Consider the following 18,545-nt stretch of genomic DNA (forward strand, 5'->3'; position numbering starts at 1 on the left):
CATGTCCGTTAATTTTGTGAGACAGCTTGGCTCTGAAGTGGGCGTGCAGCTTAACCCGCTGCGCGACAATTCAGAAATACCAGCCTCTGTAAATGGAGATCAGGTATTTGCAATCATGATGCGTTCTCTACGCGGTCGAATCGACAAACCTTTCAAGGTGGATCGTGGAAACGTCAAGAGAAAGCTGGGTAATGGTGAGCAAATCCGGGTATCGGCATTGAATGAAGCCTGGGTGCATGTGGTGGAGGCATTGAATAATGGCGCGTATGAAGCCGTCGTTCAGCGCCTCGTTACCAGTGCGGCGGTGCTGAAGTGGGCTGTTGTAACAGCGACAACCGATACACCAGCGTTCGCAACTTCACATACACCCGCTGTTTTAACGGCCACGGTCAATGCCGGGGCCGTTGCTTCGGTAACTGTTGTGAGTGGCGGCAAGGATTACGCCGGTACTGAGACAATCACCGTGGGCGGTCCTGGTACTGGCGCGGTGCTAACGCCGGTATTCAGTAACGGGGTTATCACTTCGGTTACGGTAACAACCCCTGGAACCGGATATTCAACTGCGCCAGCATTATCGTGCTTGCCAGCAGCAACGGAGCCGGTGGGAACGTATCTGATTGCAATTAAACACCTGGAATGCTTTAACGACGGCATTAAAGTAGAAATTCGCGCGGATGAAAAGAAATCTGGTGGATCTGCGGTAGCAAACGCTACGCTTACTCTGCGCATCAAGGATAAAGACGGTCTGCTGCTGTATGAATTCACTGGCTCTTTAGATCCGCTTGCGAAGGATGATTTTGGCGCATCTGCTTATCTGCCTGATGTTGTGGCGGCAATCACCGATTCTGTTGTGGTGACTGTCGGTGTAACCGGTGCTGCGGCTGATATTGAGCCTACTTCGGATGCTTATGGTTATGACTCAAACGGCAAGGAGAAATGGGCTAAATCAAGCGTTTTGACGTGTTTTGTTGAGGGCAGTACGACCTATTCAAACGATGATTACGCAGCTGCGCGAATCAAGCTGAACGATACGGTTCACGACTACGCTTATATTGCTTCGGGCGGGTCTCAGGCCGTGGCATTGTTAAGTGAATTGGCGCAATTGGCGTTTGATACTAACCGTCAACTGCGTTTCGATGTGCCGGGAAGTCTTGATGTGGATGCAGCTATCGCATTTGTAGAGCAACTGAATATGGGCGCGAGCCAAACATCGCATTTGATGCAGGCTTTCTGGACCCCGATTAAATCAATCGACCCTACCGGCATCAATCCCAAGGGCTTCTTTGGCACAGCCACGCTGAACATTGCTTATGCGTGCCTGCGTAACGCACAGAAAAATGCCAGGGGTTTTGCTCCAAAGAATTACCCGATAGCTGGTAAAGAATGGCCTGTTCGCAGATCCGGCATGGTTCAGACGTATTTCCCAAGTAACCAGGAATTGAATGCGCTTGCAAAAGCCAAGATAAATCCTGTGTTATGGGAAGTATTCTCAGGCGGCGGAAGTTACGTGTTCAGAGATGAGATTACCTGCGCTTTGGTGGATAACAGCTTGAAGAAATTAATCTCGGTAGCTGATATGTCAACCAGTATTGATGATGCGGTTACCCGCTATGGCAAAGATGTTCTGCTATTGCCAATGCAGGTAGCGGTAAATCGAATGAGTAGTTATCTCACCTTGTTGTTTGAGGGCGCGGAAGCTTCGGGTTGGCTGGTTCCAAGCGATTCGCCGGATATGGGCGGCAAGGCGTGGAAATTCGACGTTCGGCCTAATGCGATACGGCCTTATGACAACATGGATGTTTCGTATTGGCTGCGTTACGACGGTGTTGCAAGACAGATTTTTGTCACGCAAACATTGTCCCGGTAATTTCTTGGGTATTTATTAAAAGAGGATTAGAACATGAAATTAGCAAATAGAGCAGTGACTGACGTATTGCGAGACGCAATGAAGAGCGGAGCTTCAACTAAGCCTGTTCTGGATTCGGTTGAAGATACCGGATCTGAATTGATGGGCGCTGATGACTTCACGTTGAAAGATATTAAATTATCTGTTGCCGCAGTCATACAACAATGGGTGGAAACGGATGATCTTGATGATGGCGAAACGTATGCGGATCGCTTGCTGGCATTAATGGTTGGAATCGCTGATGAAAATCATGACGGCGATATCACTGATGATGAGCAAGGCGTTCTGGATATGGCGCTCAATGCAGCATGGGACTATTTATCCAGTAAAGGTGCCTCAGACGAGGATCTTGACGTGCTGCTAAATGACTGGGATGGCGACGTTGCTGACCGCGTGCGCGACCTAGTAGCGTCCGTATTGCCAGAAGGCGAGGATGAATCTGATTCTGATATTGATAACTTCGCCTTTAGTGCCAGCGATCAGGAACCGGCTTTGGATGCGGCATACAAGATGAAAATGGCGATTCGCAAGGGCAAGAAAATGCGCATCAGAAAGCGCGTATCTGGAACCGTTCGATTGAGTGCCGCCCAGAAGGTTGGGCTTCGTAAGGCGCGCATGAAAAGCCACTCAGCCACAGCAAGAATGCGCCGGGCAAAATCGATGAAGATTCGCAGAAAAGCTGGATTGAAGTAATAACATTAGATTAACTGCAGCCCTTGAGCGCTACCGTATCGAGAAAAACGTCCGGTAGCGCTTTTTTACATCTAAATTATGAATAGAACATCATCGCAACCGCCAAGCCTGGAAGGGCAATCACTCTCATCACTTTGGGATGGCCTATCGCCACATTTGATAGCCAGTTTCTATGAAATCAAGAAAAATGATGACGGTGTTTGGTCGAGAGCCAAAGCAGATCCAGTGACCGTACTTGCTCCGTTGTCTGAAGCCAGCATGGAAATATCTTTGAGCTGGCAGAGTCCATTTGAGCATGCCGGACCGGAATCGCGCGCGCCCACGCTGCTTGCTATGTTGCAATCGGGTGCATTGATGCCATTAATTGATGCCTTTCTGAAAGGCGATGATGCTTCAAGCATGGCCACGCAAGCGCAGCAAAGATCAAATGACTTTATTCGACAATTCGAGGGCAGAACCGGCATTACCAAACTGAATTCAACGCAAGTATTCAATGGCATGCCGCCTGTTAAGTTTCAGGTTACCGCTTTATTCCGGGCATGGAGTGATCCATTTGCTGAAGTAGAGGCACCATTTAACAAGTTAATGGAGTGGGCATTGCCAGTAAAACTTTCTCCCGATGGTTCTGTGCTAGCAAGATCCGCTCAGGCCGTCAAAGGCAACACCGGATTTATTGATGCCTTGGTGCCATCCATCGCGCCCACCACAGTAGCTATGAAGTACAAGAATCGCATCTATTCCCCATTGGTTATTGAGGCCATAAATGACCCGATAGCATCGCCCATTGATAGAAATGGCCGGTATGTTGAGAAGGCGGTAACGATGACACTTGCAACACTGACGGCTATAGATCGGGATGATTGGGTTAAGTACGGCAGTTTGTAACTTTTAGCCGCGAAATATTCCATGAATTAAATACAGATGAATCCAGTGCCCCGAGAGAGAGTCCGAAAAAGGGCACTGGGATATGGCTTAAACCTACTTCCTTGACGAATCCGGCTATGCTCAGAAAGCACTTCGTCATGCGGTATTCATATTAACTGGGAGTTAGTATGAAATTTAATTATGAATATAATTCTCAAATACATCTGTGCGGTAGGTAACAAAACGTACTTCTTGATAGAAATTCAATAGCGGAAAATCCACCAAATTCCATCAACACAATTTAGCACAATCATGGCATGTAGTTTCATGACCATAAGAGGTGTTGCTGGTGATTTATTTTCCCGTTCTCAGAATGCGGCGATTAACAGTGCAGTTGCGAGAACTATCAATTGGCGAATCGATAAAGATTGCATCCATGCCGGTGCATTTAGAAGAGGCGACCAACACCGCCATGCTTCGGTATGCCGTCGAAAGTGTGAAGGGCAAGGATATTATCGAAGATCCCGCGCATTGGACAGTTCAAGAAAGAATCATGACTGTCTGTCACTACTTGGCATCCACTTCAGATGGCGAACCGGATTTCACGATTGGCAAAGGCCGGTATACAGACTATTTAGATGGTAGCAACGATTCCGGTTTAATCGAAACCCATATCAAGATCGGTGAAGTTGGTGGGGATATCTGGCATATAAGGCACCTAACCGGCGCGATGGCAGAATCAATTGAGCGTGTAAGCGGTGAAATTCCAGACATATCTGGAAAATTACACTGGTTACTAGGTGGAATGGCCGCTCAAATGACAATTGAAGGCGATAACAGCCCAAGTCCTATAGATGGTGAGGGCAATTTTGATCAGTTCCTTGTTAGCCGGATGAAAGTCATAGCCGGTTATCCAGAGAGCGATTTTGAAGCATTACTTGATCTGTATCTTGCCGGTCGCAGAAAACTACATCATCTATTCCAAATAGAGTTCGACGAAAACGGAATTGTTTCATTACCAAAAGGAGGGGCGGCAAGCGATTTGCCACCCGCCCGATTTCCGGTTAGTACCTGCCTCTCGCTCATCACTCTTAACCTGGTCAGAGTCGCTCATGAGCCTGGCATCTAATATCAGCCTTTATTCCCATACCTCTTTGGTTGACGCATTGAATCTGCCTGCAAGTGTGGCGAAAGATTTCTTTGAAAGCAAGCCGTTTGGAGACTGGAAGAAAGTGCGTGAAGCGGAAGCCAAAACACAATCGGCAATTGTCGGTCGCTTGAATTCAGTAATACGAGCGATTGGCATCCTTGCCAAGACAACAGCAGGGAGAAGATAGACATGGAAAATCAACATTGCCCACACACAATGCAAATGGGGTCGCACGAAGCAAGAATAGTCGCTCTTGAGAAGGGAATGGTAGACCTTGAAAGCTCTCTTGAAGCCAAGATCAGTTCAGTGACTCTGCTGGCGCAGAACAACGCTTTAAAGCTCATTGAAGATAAAGCAAATCAGTCTGGGTTTATCAAGGGCATGCACATGACAGCAACGCTCATTGGCTACTCAATAATCATTGTCTCGCTGATTCTGGCTGGCAAGTTCACGGGCGCTATAGAGTCTGTCCTAAAGCTATTAAGTGGCAAGGGGTTATAAAACATGGATCTGAATACCAAATTATCGCCACATTTCACGCTAAAAGAATTAATACGTTCCGATAAAGCAGCGCAGCTTGGCATAGACAATACGCCGCCCGAAGAGGTGATTAATCCGTTAATCATTGTGTGTTGCCGGATCTTAGAGCCAGTGCGCAATCACTTTCAAAAACCATTTTCTCCCAATAGCGGGTATCGGTGTTCTGAACTTAATCAGGCGTTGCGTGGAAGCAAAACATCACAGCACATGTTCGGGCAGGCGGTGGATTTCGAGATACCTGGGGTATCGAATTATGAGGTGGCAAAGTGGATATCAGCAAATCTTACTTACGATCAATTGATCCTTGAGAACTACGAATCCGGCAAGCCAAATTCAGGATGGGTGCATTGCTCACTTATTAGCGGCCAGAACAGGATGCAGCTATTAACTATCAATGGAAGCAATAGGCGAGAAGGATTAATCGCTTAATTTATTGGAGATATTATGAAAAATCTTATTTTGGTTATAAAGAAATCAGTTTTAGCGTTGTGTTTATTGGTTTTTGCTCTTCTTGGCGGGTGCCAGACTGTTTTGAATAAATCCGATGATCTGGCAAATATTGCATCAGTAAACGATGCAATTATGACCGGCAAAGTGCTGGCAACGGTCAAAACAATCGAGTTGAGCGGTGTTGAAGAGTCTCAGTTAACGCATGCCGTGAATCAGTACGCATTCTTCGTTGAGAAGTGGAAGCATTCCATTGCTCATCTGGACTCAACAACAACGGCATTCCAGGAATTCATGAATGATTACTCAGTTCTGATCTCGCAATATGCGGTGGTTGAAAAGATTGTTTCGATTCACTGGGGCAGCTATTCGGGCGCGGAACAGGAGGCTTTAAAAAATTACCAGATCATGGCAAAGCAGCTCAATTCGTCAGTCAACAAGCTAGTTACTGCGAATCGTGTGCGCGAAGCTGTAATGGATGCCGTGGCTTTTGGCAAGGTCGCAATTAAATTGGCTGCGGCATTATGACATTCATAGAAAACTATATCGACGTGGCAGAGGCAGTCAAGATCATTCTGTTTGTTGCATCGGGGCTGTTCGGAATGTTCTTTGCCTATTGCCGCAAGTGGGCGCATGCAGACATGGGCGTGGGATTGTTTATGTATATGTTTGGTGATGAGCGCGCCACGATGAGAGCAATCACCACATTCATCGCTCTGTGCGTCGGTGCCGGGGGCTTGTCCTATTTGGATACATTAACCATGAATCAAATCATTATTGCCGGTGCCGGGATAGGTTTGCTGGTACCGCAAACAGTTGAACAAAATGAGGAAGAAAAATAATGCCGACGACAACACACTCAATAGCAGCGCGTAATGCTGCCACGGATGCAGTAACGGGGCAAATTGGCGCATCGGGGAATTTAAAATTTAGATTATCCGGGTCATTGGGATCTCCCGGTGCCGTGGTTGCCACATTGCCATTGTCTGCTACGGCATTTGGCGCGTCATCAGGAGGAACGGCAACAGCCAATGCCATAACGCCGGATACTAACGCAGTAGGTAATGCGTCACCGGTGGCAGCCGCAACGTTAGAGAAATCTGACGGCACGATTGTGATTCATTTGACTGCCGGGGCATCAGTTACGACAACGGTAACTGGCAACCCTGGTGAAGATACCGTTACGGTTGGATCTGCTGCTGGCCTTGTAATTGGCATGCACGCATCTGGTACGGGAATTGCTGCTGGCGCGGATATCGTTGATATCCAGGGCACAACGGTACATTTGTCCGTGGAGAATTCTGGCGCGGTTTCAGGAAATGGAATCTTTAGTTATGACGTTGCTATTTCGAATGGCACCACTATAGCTGCCGGTGATACTGTTTCTTGCAGCTCTTTGACATACACGGCTTTGCGTTCATAAGTAGAGCGGTAAAGTGACAGCAAAAATATTCTATTTTAAGGATGCGGTACCATCCGGGGCGACACTTCATCGGTCGCTACAAGATGGTGGAACTGCGCCTACTGCTGCCACAACTAGCACCGGATGGACTGCGGGTACTAATGCTGCTGGCCAGTCATGTGTTCAGAATGGCGGGTCTAAAGTAGCAAGGACCAGTGGGCAATGGGGATCTGCGTTACAGCCATCTGCTGCGCCATCCGATGCAATTGGAGATTGCTGGCGATCAGAAAATCTGATTAACGGTAAATTTGCCAATGCCGATTGGACTCTAACATTCAGGATCTTGTCAGCAGCCTCCGCATATACAGGACGATTCAAGCTTGGAGTCAGAATCTGGCGGTCAGCAGATCCAACCGGCGCTGGCGCGGTAGAGATTACATCCGGGCGCATCACTTCCGCTGCGACAACTGCGGATTTGAGTACGTCAATGGTTTTGTCATTGCCGGTTACGTTTACTCCGGGCACAGAAATAACGCTTAATAATGAGTATCTGTTTGTAAGCGTAGGTTTAGAAATTACTTCTGCTGGCAGCGGAAATCTGCAGGACATGCTGTTTAGAGTAAGTTCTTCTGCGTTAATAACAACCTCAAGCTTTTCCAATATATTCAATACAAGTGGTGCATTACCTGGACAGGGATCTGCTGTTAATGGTTCTGCAACGCGCTTCAGAACGCATTCGGCCAGCGTAGCGCTGGCGGGTATAGGTTCAAGACTTTCTGGTAATTCGGCTAAGTATAGAGCGCACGCTGCAAATGGAGTGTTGATCGGTAAAAATTCAGCTCTTTCAGGATTGTCCGTTCGTTATCGGCAACACAATTCCACTGGCGCATTATCCGGGAATGGGTCTGCCGTTGCGGGATCGTCCAATATTAGTCTGCCAGCTATCCCTTCCGGGTATTTCGTTATTGCACTCTATCGCTTCACGCCGGTGATTGAATTATCCAGAAATAAACCAACGATTCTGATGACCAAGAGCAATCCAACTATAAGGCTGAAAGCGGCATGATAAAAGAGAAAATATACGCCGCAACCGATGTTGATGTGATTATGGCTGTGGCTTCCGGGTTTGTTATTGCTGACATTGCCGACATAGCGGTGACTTTGACTAATGGCTCATTTTCTATCACTTATGCGATGACAGACAATGAGATAGAGATAGTTGGTGGTAGTTATTTGGTTATGCACATTGCCAAAGATGACATTGCAGATTCAGGCATATACACGATAGCAGCCATACGAATTACAGATGCTAATGGAAAGGTGTGGGGAATCATGCCATCACCGGAAACCATAGCTTTTCACTAATAAAAACAAACAGGAGGATGCGATGATACAGCGATCAAGCGCTTTAAGATGGATTACCGGGTTCAAATACCGAACCATCGAGCCATATTGGTTAATGACCAATTTCAGGCCAAGAAAGGCAATCCAGTTAAACCGGATACACCTTACCAGAGAAGGTCTTTTGTTTATCGAAGCCGGGTATTCGTCTGACGGTCCGAGCGGTCCCACAATCGATACCAATGACATTATGCCGGGCGCAACAGGTGCGCACGATCCTGGTTATGAATTGCTGCGCAACGAAATGATGGGCGTGCCGGTAGATATCGTGCAGCCAGAGCAGCGGGCTGGTGAGGGGCTGATTTACAACACACCGGACGAAGAAAAGGTGATCAAAAACGCCAGTCATGAGCAAATCAGACACGAATTTGACAAATTGCTTGCTGATTTGATGCTTTTAGATGGCCAGATCGTGTGCGAGAAATTCAATAAATATCCACGCTTCAAGAAGCTGCTGGGGAAAGTTTTGGTATTCAGGGCGCAGTATTTCTATGATGGTCTGAGACTGGGCGGCGTATCTTCAGCAATCGTGTGCCGTAAAGAATACGCAGCGCCTTAACGCCTGCAATCAATTCACAAATCCAATTCCCTCGAATCCGGGGGAATTAAACCGGAAAAACAGCCAGTTCATGGCGATTCAGTAAGGCAAAGTTCTGTTCATCAGATTCACTTATGAACTATAGGACAGCCAATCATGACAGTTTCTAATACCGCATATCTTCACGGCTTCTACAACGTTTCAAAAGCGCTTGGTGCAAAGGTTATTAATAGCGACTTTACTATGGAAATAGAAGGCTTTGAGCAAAATTACTTGCTAATCAAACAAGCCCCTCATCCTCAAGTATCGGTCGGTGGCGAGATAGAAATCCCTGGGATTCTGGGAACTACCATGTGGCAGCCACAGCAAGCCAAGGTTGCGCATCAAGGGCAGGTTGCTTTAGAGGAAACCGTGGCCGGTTCCATCGATAACATGCTGGTGAATCTCATTTCAAGAGGCGGCTTGTTCAACGCAAAGATTTACGAAGGCACGCCTCAGAGATTCTTGAGAGCAAAACCCATTGTCGATTGTTTTATGCAGATTGATAACCCGGACAGAGATTGGGAAAACAGGTCACAGATATTGCTATTCACTGGAACGATGTTTTACCACTACTTTGGAGAGGTAATTCCTGGAAATTCAGGAGATTACACATAATTTTTTTCATTAACTATGACAGGAGTAAATTGATATGCCAAGCCCATCATTTTTAGGCGGCAAGCTTCAAACCAAAAAAGGATCTGCTAACAGCGAGGTAATCAGCGCTGAAGATGTCGATAAGTATTACGTGAGCAAAGCATCGCCAAAGGTCGTTGAAGGCTCTAACGCGGCAATGGGAGTTGTAACGCTTGTTGCTGGCTCTAAAGTTGTTACAAATACTCGTGTAACAGCAAATAGCCGGATTTTCTTGACATCCCAAGCAGACGGCGGCACGCCTGGATCACTGCGGGTTTCTGCCCGTACCGCAGGTACCAGCTTCACCATTACGTCAAGCAGCGGTTCTGATACCAGCGTTGTGGCCTACATGATTGTTGAACCAGACGCATAAGGCTGACAAATGGCTACTATAGAAGCGCTCGTTGATAATTTTCTCATGAATGAGCGTCCTGATAGTATCGTGCTAGACCCCGCAACCGTGCTTGCCAAGGCGGTTGCGGCAACAGAATTCTATGCCGGATATGCGAATCTTGAGGCAAATGACGGTGTTGATCCGCCATTGCCTGCGATTGCTGCAAATACAGTCATCAGTTATTCAGAATGGGCTTTGATTAAGCCATTGTTCATGCTTATGACGGAGCTTGAAACATCTACGCAGCTTGAAGCTTCGCGCGCCCTGGGAGTCGATGTTTTTGGCCGTTCATCCAGTGAAGTTCAGCAGGAAATTAACCAATATCAAATGGAATTGCCTCAAAAGGCATTTCTGCAAACAATCATAACAGTGTGATAACTGCCCTGTGATTCTATACCTCAATAGCGGCGAACAGATACGTGGCGATTTAATAAAATCCGCCATAATCCGCTCAGATATGTCCCCAATTCCAGTCACGCTCGAAGCAGAAATACGCGCTGACGAAGATATGGCCAAGAAATTGAGTGAGGGGGAAGTCATAACGGCGGGCGGTAGTTCTGTATCGTCAGGCGATACGCTGCGCATTATCAAATCCACATTGATCGAGAACCGACTTGTGCAGGGAAATCGTGAAATGGATGTGATTCAGATCACGGCCATGCTTGATGCCTGCCATGGCATAGCTTTTGTGCGCAGCCGGGCGATTATTAAAGAAAATGCTGTTTTGTCGGCAATCTACCGCGCATCTGGCGCGACTATCAAAGCAGTTGATGCAGATTTTCCGGTGCCGCGCTTCTATTGCCCGGTAGGGGATACCCCAAGCTTTCATATTGCCAGGGCATTACAGGAAGAGGGCGGCATCGTTCGGTGGAAGGATGGCCGGTTAAAATTCTTTCGCCTGCCCGATCTGTTTAAGCAAGATCCGATCATGGAATTGCCTGAGAACGCATCGGATTATATTAACAGCGGATTCCTTGAGCGGCATGAAATTCCTTGGTTTTACTCGCTAGATGATGCCGGTGGCTTTGTCTTGGGCGATCAAAGAAAGCCAAGGAGCGTGCGTTACGCGCCGTTCATGAATGCGCAGCGCCTGCGTAATATGTCACGCTGCCTGGTGCAGCGCAAGATATCGAACATCAACTTATCAACCGGCATAGCAGCCGGTGATTTAATCAATTTTACCGGGCGCGATCCGCTTGTTGTTATTACCGCCGCACACGTATTCCAGAGCGGTACCGATGGCAGCGGAAGTAACCAGTACACGCGGCTTTGGCTTGGCTCTTTAGAGGGATGACAGGATGAATGATTACGGGCAAATGATTGGCCGTTACCCGGCGATTGTTAAATCATATGACAAGAATAAACGAACATGCCGTGTCGAGATACCTGCTCTTACTAATGGTGGAGATGTATTCCCAGAAGCTGAGATTGATTATCCGATAGGAGATAAATCAATATCAGGAGCGCACTCTACCGAAATAGAAATCAATCCTGGTGATACTGTTTGGGTTGAATTTATTGGTGCTGATGCTCGGTACCCGATCATTATTAGTTATCGAAATCCACGGGTTGGAAACTCAGTTGATTATCGTCGCTTTCACCACGCAAACATAGAAATGACAGCCGATGGGACATTGAAGCTTAATGCAGCCACGCTTGAGATTAACGCTGCCACCGTGACTATTAATGGAACCAACACAACCATCAATGGCAGTTCACTGAAACATAACAGCAAAAATATCGGTGATACGCATACGCATGGGGGCGTTACGCCGGGATCAAGCAGTACAGATGTGCCAAGTTGATATCGTAAAAGCATCGATTTTGGGTGTTTTTGCTGGTGTATTCTGGATATCACTTACTTGCATAAATATGAGTTAACAAACATGAAATCTTTACTATTCAGTTTCGCTGATCTTTCAGTCAAGGACAAGGCCGCAAAAGAAGCCATGAAATACTTCTCTCGCGCTGGTGCGAATGTCGTTCAGCAAGACGTATCGACAGCAGTTAAGCGTAATTCCGGGGTAAGTTACCGGGAAATGCTGCTGACTTTTGCAGACTCTCAGAAAGTTGTGCTGCGAATCAAACAGACCGGCGATATCTTCCAAGTTCTACTGAATAACAAATTACTACCAATTAGAAACCAGGATGATCACGTTGCCGCAATCGCTGAGATTGTGAAGGCGATGGACTCCGGGCGTTCAAAGTTCCAGAAACTACTTGCTGCAGCAAAGGTTCGGCCACCCGCAGGAATACGCACGGCGGCACCCAAGATGGAGCAAGTATTGATTGGGAAAAGGGATGCTTTGAAAGCGGCGATTGCCGAAGTCAGAGCGGAAATAGCAACATACACAGGAGCGTTAACAGCATGAAGAATTTTTTTAGTGGGTCTCTTTTATTGGTTTTTTGTATGATGACATTACTATCCGCTTGCGATTCGGTATATGCCGATACTGTGATCAAGCCGGATTCGGTGATTAAGGTTCACGATGGTGATACGTTCACCGTCAATATTGCTGGTTGCCCAGATGTTTTGTGCAAGAGCATGCCGGTACGAATAAGCGGAATCGATGCTCCGGAAATGAAGGGGAAATGCCCTCAAGAAATTGCCGGGGCGATTGCTGCTAAAAATTATCTTGCTGGCCAGGTAATGAATGCCCAGGATGTTGCGTTACACGATCCAACCAGAGATAAGTATTTCCGGATAAGCGCTCATGTTATGGTGAATGGCGTTAATGTCGGTGATGAAATGATCAAGCAAGGATTGGCGCGAACGTACAGCGGGGGCAAGCGAGCCGGGTGGTGTGGCAGTACCGTAGTACAAACAAACTCAGTCTGAATATCTGGTTAACACAGCCAGAAAGAAATAGACAAGCCCGGTTATGCCGGGCTTTGTTTTTTTACCATCGCTTCACGGAAAACCCACCAAATACAGTGCTGTGAGCGGCTTAACATGCTGCTTATGACACACTCAACTGATACCACATTTCTAAACATCGAAAACGCTGCCCATGGTGGCGCTTTTGGTAAGAATCCTATTCCCGAACCCACGGAAGCGCAGTGCAAGGCCGGTAACTACAAAATGGGAAGAGTCTCTTTCCAGGGTCTCTCGATAGCCATAGAGCAGCCGCGCGGCACCTATCGAAACGGTATTGATTCAAAGACCGGCAAGCGCTGGACTTCTCGCATGGCAGCGCATTATGGCTATATCAGCGGCACCAAGGGCGCAGATGGTGACGGTATTGATTGTTTTGTGGGGCCGTATCCGCAGTCTGAGATTGCATACGCTATCAATCAGTATATCGATGGCCGCTTCGATGAACACAAAATCATGCTGGCTTTCCCGGATGAAGAAACAGCGAGAAATGCTTATCTGCATAGCTATGAGCGCGGCTGGAAGGGTCTTAAAAGCATAATTCCACTATCGATTAATCAACTCAAATGGTGGCTCAAGCACGGCAATAAGAGCCAGCCTATCAAATTAGAAAATTTACCACCGGAAGGATTAGAAGCCATGACAAGAAAAGTGCATTGGGATGAAAACGCGCAGCCATATAACGCCACTATCGATCAGGTTCTGTATGAGATACGGCAATCAGATTCGGGCGAAAACCTGCTATTGGATGCTGTTAGCATCGCTGAAATTATTGCTGATTCTGACGGTGTTCTGGCGCTTGATGCGCTGGTTACGCCTTACATCAAACTGCAACGCAAAATGGAAGTATTGCAGGGCGTTATGGAGCGTATGGGCACGGGAATTAAACCTGTAGCTATGCAAATAACCGAGCCATTCAAGCAATTTGGCGTGGCGAATGTGGCTGTGGTTTATGAGCTATCAGACGGGCAAACCGTATCGATCTATTTTCACAACCCTGATGCAACACCAGCAAAGCTGTCACCGAATGATGATGTTATTTCTTACAAATGGCTGTTAAACAAGAAAGATATCACGATTGTTGTGGCACCTGAGCGCGGCCAGGATCTGAATATCCGTGAAGTGGCGCGCCGCATCCTGAAACTGGCTGAAAAGAACAGCCCGGCTTTTGCTCGTGCAAATGCAAAGCGTGTGGATCGTATGCAGAACATTCAATCGTTGAAGGATGAAATTGTAGTTTTGGAGGGCGAATTGAAAAGCGCGCAGAATGAATTGGAAATTGCCAAGGTTGCTGCTGAAGATCGAAAACCAGAGGATACAAAACCGCCAATCCTTCCAGAAACCGATTTCAACGTGGACATAGCATCGTTGATCGAAGCGTTGCCGGGGCTTGATGGCTATGGCATAACCAGTCTGATTATTCGCACAAATGGCGAAATAAATGCAGTTAGCGGCCATGACATCAAGGCATCTGGCGTAACTGATGCAGATATTCTAGCTGCTTATGGTAAGGGATTGTTGCGTGAGGCTGCGGCGGATCAATCAACGGGTGGCACAGATAACCAAACTGTAGCTGAAGAATCGCAAAACCCATCACCCCAAGAAGATGATCTGACAAAGACCGCAGAACAACCTGATGCAGGGACTGATACGGACGTTCCAACTACGTCGAATTCGACAGAATTAAACCCTGTCGCTTCGGAAATCGAAGTCCCACCAGCTTCTGAAATAGAAGCCGAATCCGAAGATATGAAGGCGGCCAGAGAATTCCTTAAATCGGTCGTGGATGGTGACAAAGACACGGATGATCTAATAGCCTTGTTGGATAAGATCGAAGCATCTGCCAATGCGATTATTGAAGCCGGTAAGGGTGAAGAATTTGATGCTCTTATAGGTTCCGCCGCTGAAAAATGGGCGGAACTTGACAAGCAAGCGAACGGGTAGCCCGCCATGCGTACCTTATCCAAGATTCTGCGGGCTGATGATCAAAATAGCCAGCTTTCTTTTATGTGCCCTGGGTGCAAACAAGTTCATATCATTAAGCATGGTGATGGTTCCGGTCCAAGATGGGCATGGAACGGTGATGTTGAAAAGCCAACATTCGCGCCGTCAATTCTAGTACGGGGCAAAACACTTACAGATAAGGGTAATCGTGATATTGAAGATTGGCGCGAAGCTGGTTGCCCAAAGGGAGATCAACCGTTCGAGTCGGTAGCAAGAGTCTGCCATTCATTCGTTACCCACGGACAGATTCAATTCCTGGCTGATTCAACCCATGAGTTGGCCGGTCAAACTGTCGATTTACCGGAGTTCACAGAATGATTGCCGGTGCAGAAAAACTCAAACTGATACGCGAGCTTGGGGTTATCCGCAAAAACCTGCCAGATGTTGCCGGGGTAAATAAACTTACTCTGGTCAAGCGCGTGCGCGAGATACGGAAATTGCTGTCAGTATCAAACATTGAGCCTGCTGTTAGCCTGCTAATAGATCCATCTAAACCTATTGAATCAATCGATTCGCTGACCAATTACCTGCGTAATGGCCTTTCTGCGATTCATGAAGCATTGCGTGGCGCTGAAGCCGATACCTTGATAAAAATATACAACTTACTGCCAAAAGATCGAAGTGACGAACATGCAGATGTCAGAAATGATCTTTTGGCGGCTGTTACAGAAGTTGTAGGTAGCGATAAAGATAAATGGGCGTTTGCATCATTCGATCACTTCAAATCATCTGGTAATGTGTTTGATGTTGATTCTCAGGCGATTATTTCGGTTTTAGAGTCAGTGGATGCGCTCACCAAAACCGCGCCAGAAGATACGCCGGAAATTGCTGCGCAAAGAAAAGCGGCTGATGAGGAATACGACAGACTGCAAGATGCTTTAGCAAAGTTGCTAGGAATAAATGCAGCCAATGGATACAGCAAGGAAGAGATAGACAAGGCTGCTGACGAGTATGAAGCAACCAGGGCAAAGAAAAACGAAGTGTGGGGGCAGATTAGAGGTTTAAGTGAAAAGAAATACGATGATCATAAAAAGCGCATTGCCGAATTAAAGGACAGTATTGCCCCTGTCGGTCAAAAGATCATAGATACCCTGCTGAATAGCTCAAAAGTGACTCAGGAGCAGGCGGATTCATGGGCGAGTAGTCAAATAATCGAAAAATCGGCTATTACCCGGCTAAAGAAAATGGGATATCCAGAAGCTGATATACGCCGCGATATGTCTGAATTCTACCGCATCACTGGGGGCAAACTCAGGCAAGTTAGATTAGAGACCAATGGAAGCAAGCGCGCCAATGCGAGCGGCATAGGTCATTTCGAGGATAGCGTTATCCGTCCAGGAAGCGAATTCAATAAAAAAATATTGTGGCATGAAATGGCTCATCATCTTGAGGCTGATTCAGCGGCTAAAGCGGCATCCAATGGATATCTGCTGAAAAGAAGAAAGAGCGAGAAAGTGTATTCCCTTAAATCGTTGACTCGCAACCCAGGCTATAAAAGCAACGAGGGCGCATATGATGATAATTTTATCGATCATTACATCGGCAAGGTGTATCCAGATAAAACTACTGAAGTATGGTCTATGGGAATCCAATATCTTGCAACCCCACAGGATGCCGCGATGATGGCTGCCAAAGATCCGGAAATGGCGGCATTGATGGCTGGATATCTTCAGGCCGATCTAACCCCTGCCATGAAAGCGCTTCAAACTATTCAGGATAGCGCTAAGGATAAAGCCCAAGAAAAACGTGATCAATTCAAAAGCGAATATGAGCAGGCATTGGATAAGTTGTCAGCAGGTATTGAGATTGTTGATGACGGCTGGTTTGATGCGCTAGATCCTGTTGACCAAGGAAATTTACTTAGCAGCTGGGGGATGAGAGACCCAAATGCAAAATTCATTGGATCTTGGGAAAATTATCGAGTGTTCGCCGGGAAGTTTCGAGGCAAAACAAAGCGGGTTAGTAAGGGATATGCGGTTGTTTATACCAGACAGTCCGGCACATTCCTAATTCCTGGCAGTACATCAAGAGAAATTCCTTCCGCTTTTTCTGTGCATGGTGATATGCGGGAAGTGAGAGCTTTTATCAAGCTAGCACAAATGTTCGGTGATGATCCTCGCTTCGTTCGCTGGAATGTCTATGGTGATGAAGGCAGGATAATTCGGGAAGCAAATAAATTATCGGGTGAACAATCATGATGAATAGCGTTTATAAAGTTTTTACGCCTGCCGGTCAATTCGATGCGATCTTCGCTGAAGATGAGGATATTCCACTCGAATACAGTGGTGATGAACCGGCTATTAGTTTTTTTAAAGACTGGTTATTCATCAATCAGGTAAGCGGCGAACACGGCCACTTGCTGGATAGCGAAAACCTTACACCCAGAGATCTATACGGATTCTGCCAGCCACGCGGTGGCGTAATTGAAGTGATGCCGCCATTCGAGGATCTACTGGCATACATCCAGGAAGATGCCGCGAACCAAGCTGAAGATAACTTTGAACAACTACAGGAAGAAAATACTATGCATACCCTCATTACCAATGATTCTGCAATCCTTGACGATGTGGTGAAAATTATTGGTGATGCAACACTAGATGGCATATCCGGTATTGAAAAAATAAAGCTGATTAAGGAGGCCGGAAGCATCCGCGCAAATCTGCAAACCGTTCAATCCGGAATCGAGAAGCATAAGATGGTTAAACGTATCAAGGAAATTCGTGATGCTTTGGGTGTTGGTGATGGATTAGGCAAAGACGGACTTGACGCTGATGGAATGTGGCCAATGACCAGAGCGGAGTATGACAAGATTCACAGCGACTACAAGGGAGCCTTCCCGGATGGCACGCCTACAGCGCTCAAACTGATTAACGGCGGAACTTCTATTGTGCCCGTGCGAATCACTGATGAGCAGCCGAAAGCTCAAGAGCCAGAGGTAAAGCCGCAAGTCACCATAGAAGATGTTAACAAAGTCATGCCGCTGTTAAAACAGTTCATCGGCAAGGCTCAGTTATCTGCAATCGGAATGGGTATTCGTGGCGAGGAAGGTCAATTTTTCAAGGATAAGTTGATCGAGATTGCCAACGTAATCCAAACCATGCCAAAAACATACGGTCAGGATGGTATGGGCGATAAGGCGATTGCCTATCTGCACTATTTCAAAGGCGCAGGCGACTGGCATATTACCGAAAAGGATATGGAAGATGAGCAATTGCAGGCGTTCGGGCTTGCAAATATTGGTTACGGCGGCGAACTTGGTTATATCAGCATTCAGGAATTGATTGATGCCGGTGTTGAGCTTGATTTGTATTGGACTCCCAAAACTATTGGGGAGATTAAGGGTGGAAGTAGTGAGGATGAAAACCAGGGCACTGAAACTGGTGGTGATGAAACCGGTGGTGAATCAACAGAAATCCCGCAATCCACCGAAGAGCCTCAGACTATAACGCCAGCTGATACCATAAAAGCCGGATTCGTGGCCGAACTTGAAGCCCTAAAATCCGAAACCGATATCAACCGATTCAACGAACGACTTGATGAAATTGCGGCGAGGATCGAGCAAGCCGGTTTGATGGAATCGCTTGATAAAGAATTGAATGATGCGGCGGATGTGCTAACGCGCCTGCTATACGAGGCTGAGAAAGGCGTTTAAATTG

Annotated in this window: 24 protein-coding genes; all 24 read left to right on the forward strand. The window is 46.9% G+C overall.

What is annotated here, in order from left to right; translation table 11 throughout:
- The first annotated feature begins 1 nt into the window (after position 1).
- Positions 2 to 1,867: a hypothetical protein gene (locus NIT79A3_RS07145; protein WP_013965545.1), complete on the forward strand. Its 1,866-nt coding sequence runs from the start codon at positions 2 to 4 to the stop codon at positions 1,865 to 1,867.
- 33 nt (positions 1,868 to 1,900) lie between these two features.
- Positions 1,901 to 2,599 carry a hypothetical protein gene (locus tag NIT79A3_RS07150; protein ID WP_013965546.1) on the forward strand — a complete coding sequence of 233 codons (699 nt, stop codon included), beginning with the start codon at positions 1,901 to 1,903 and terminating at the stop codon, positions 2,597 to 2,599.
- A gap of 78 nt (positions 2,600 to 2,677) precedes the next feature.
- Complete coding sequence (locus tag NIT79A3_RS07155) at positions 2,678 to 3,484, forward strand: hypothetical protein (RefSeq protein ID WP_013965547.1); 807 nt, start codon at positions 2,678 to 2,680, stop codon at positions 3,482 to 3,484.
- 328 nt (positions 3,485 to 3,812) lie between these two features.
- Complete coding sequence (locus tag NIT79A3_RS07160; protein WP_013965548.1) at positions 3,813 to 4,592, forward strand: hypothetical protein; 780 nt, start codon at positions 3,813 to 3,815, stop codon at positions 4,590 to 4,592.
- Positions 4,576 to 4,800, forward strand: a complete 225-nt coding sequence (locus tag NIT79A3_RS07165; protein WP_013965549.1) for a hypothetical protein — start codon at positions 4,576 to 4,578, stop codon at positions 4,798 to 4,800. Before NIT79A3_RS07160 ends, NIT79A3_RS07165 begins: the two co-directional genes overlap by 17 nt.
- A 2-nt stretch (positions 4,801 to 4,802) precedes the next feature.
- Entirely contained in the window at positions 4,803 to 5,114 is a 312-nt protein-coding gene (locus NIT79A3_RS07170; protein WP_013965550.1) for a hypothetical protein, read from the forward strand.
- Between the two features lie 3 nt (positions 5,115 to 5,117).
- Complete coding sequence (locus NIT79A3_RS07175) at positions 5,118 to 5,582, forward strand: D-Ala-D-Ala carboxypeptidase family metallohydrolase (protein ID WP_013965551.1); 465 nt, start codon at positions 5,118 to 5,120, stop codon at positions 5,580 to 5,582.
- 15 nt (positions 5,583 to 5,597) lie between these two features.
- Entirely contained in the window at positions 5,598 to 6,128 is a 531-nt protein-coding gene (locus NIT79A3_RS07180; protein WP_013965552.1) for a hypothetical protein, read from the forward strand.
- The gene (locus NIT79A3_RS07185; RefSeq protein WP_013965553.1) at positions 6,125 to 6,442 is read left to right on the forward strand and encodes a hypothetical protein; all 318 of its coding nucleotides are present in this window, start codon (positions 6,125 to 6,127) and stop codon (positions 6,440 to 6,442) included. The genes NIT79A3_RS07180 and NIT79A3_RS07185 overlap by 4 nt, the downstream gene beginning before the upstream one ends.
- Complete coding sequence (locus NIT79A3_RS07190; RefSeq protein WP_013965554.1) at positions 6,442 to 7,023, forward strand: hypothetical protein; 582 nt, start codon at positions 6,442 to 6,444, stop codon at positions 7,021 to 7,023. The genes NIT79A3_RS07185 and NIT79A3_RS07190 overlap by 1 nt, the downstream gene beginning before the upstream one ends.
- 13 nt (positions 7,024 to 7,036) lie before the next feature.
- Positions 7,037 to 8,068 carry a hypothetical protein gene (locus NIT79A3_RS07195; protein WP_013965555.1) on the forward strand — a complete coding sequence of 344 codons (1,032 nt, stop codon included), beginning with the start codon at positions 7,037 to 7,039 and terminating at the stop codon, positions 8,066 to 8,068.
- Entirely contained in the window at positions 8,065 to 8,367 is a 303-nt protein-coding gene (locus NIT79A3_RS07200; RefSeq protein WP_013965556.1) for a hypothetical protein, read from the forward strand. The genes NIT79A3_RS07195 and NIT79A3_RS07200 overlap by 4 nt, the downstream gene beginning before the upstream one ends.
- A gap of 22 nt (positions 8,368 to 8,389) precedes the next feature.
- A complete protein-coding gene (locus tag NIT79A3_RS07205; RefSeq protein WP_013965557.1) occupies positions 8,390 to 8,962 on the forward strand; it encodes a hypothetical protein in 573 nt (190 codons plus the stop codon).
- A 135-nt stretch (positions 8,963 to 9,097) separates the two neighbouring features.
- On the forward strand, positions 9,098 to 9,598 hold the full coding sequence (locus tag NIT79A3_RS07210) for a hypothetical protein (protein ID WP_013965558.1): 501 nt from the start codon (positions 9,098 to 9,100) through the stop codon (positions 9,596 to 9,598).
- A 34-nt stretch (positions 9,599 to 9,632) separates the two neighbouring features.
- A complete protein-coding gene (locus NIT79A3_RS07215) occupies positions 9,633 to 9,989 on the forward strand; it encodes a hypothetical protein (RefSeq protein ID WP_013965559.1) in 357 nt (118 codons plus the stop codon).
- 9 nt (positions 9,990 to 9,998) lie between these two features.
- Positions 9,999 to 10,385 (forward strand): hypothetical protein, encoded by a 387-nt coding sequence (locus NIT79A3_RS07220; RefSeq protein ID WP_013965560.1) that lies wholly within the window; start codon positions 9,999 to 10,001, stop codon positions 10,383 to 10,385.
- Between the two features lie 82 nt (positions 10,386 to 10,467).
- On the forward strand, positions 10,468 to 11,304 hold the full coding sequence (locus tag NIT79A3_RS07225) for a hypothetical protein (RefSeq protein ID WP_156797038.1): 837 nt from the start codon (positions 10,468 to 10,470) through the stop codon (positions 11,302 to 11,304).
- Between the two features lie 4 nt (positions 11,305 to 11,308).
- Positions 11,309 to 11,815: a hypothetical protein gene (locus tag NIT79A3_RS07230; RefSeq protein ID WP_013965562.1), complete on the forward strand. Its 507-nt coding sequence runs from the start codon at positions 11,309 to 11,311 to the stop codon at positions 11,813 to 11,815.
- A gap of 81 nt (positions 11,816 to 11,896) precedes the next feature.
- The gene (locus NIT79A3_RS07240; RefSeq protein WP_013965563.1) at positions 11,897 to 12,382 is read left to right on the forward strand and encodes a hypothetical protein; all 486 of its coding nucleotides are present in this window, start codon (positions 11,897 to 11,899) and stop codon (positions 12,380 to 12,382) included.
- 38 nt (positions 12,383 to 12,420) lie between these two features.
- Complete coding sequence (locus tag NIT79A3_RS07245) at positions 12,421 to 12,849, forward strand: thermonuclease family protein (protein WP_198009399.1); 429 nt, start codon at positions 12,421 to 12,423, stop codon at positions 12,847 to 12,849.
- Between the two features lie 123 nt (positions 12,850 to 12,972).
- On the forward strand, positions 12,973 to 14,829 hold the full coding sequence (locus NIT79A3_RS07250; RefSeq protein WP_156797039.1) for a hypothetical protein: 1,857 nt from the start codon (positions 12,973 to 12,975) through the stop codon (positions 14,827 to 14,829).
- Positions 14,830 to 14,835: 6 nt separating this feature from the next.
- Positions 14,836 to 15,207, forward strand: a complete 372-nt coding sequence (locus tag NIT79A3_RS07255; RefSeq protein WP_013965566.1) for a DUF6527 family protein — start codon at positions 14,836 to 14,838, stop codon at positions 15,205 to 15,207.
- Entirely contained in the window at positions 15,204 to 17,087 is a 1,884-nt protein-coding gene (locus NIT79A3_RS07260) for a hypothetical protein (protein WP_013965567.1), read from the forward strand. Before NIT79A3_RS07255 ends, NIT79A3_RS07260 begins: the two co-directional genes overlap by 4 nt.
- On the forward strand, positions 17,084 to 18,541 hold the full coding sequence (locus NIT79A3_RS17835; protein ID WP_013965568.1) for a hypothetical protein: 1,458 nt from the start codon (positions 17,084 to 17,086) through the stop codon (positions 18,539 to 18,541). The genes NIT79A3_RS07260 and NIT79A3_RS17835 overlap by 4 nt, the downstream gene beginning before the upstream one ends.
- Positions 18,542 to 18,545 lie beyond the last annotated feature (4 nt).

Origin of the sequence: Nitrosomonas sp. Is79A3 (assembly GCF_000219585.1) — a bacterium.
Classification (GTDB): domain Bacteria; phylum Pseudomonadota; class Gammaproteobacteria; order Burkholderiales; family Nitrosomonadaceae; genus Nitrosomonas.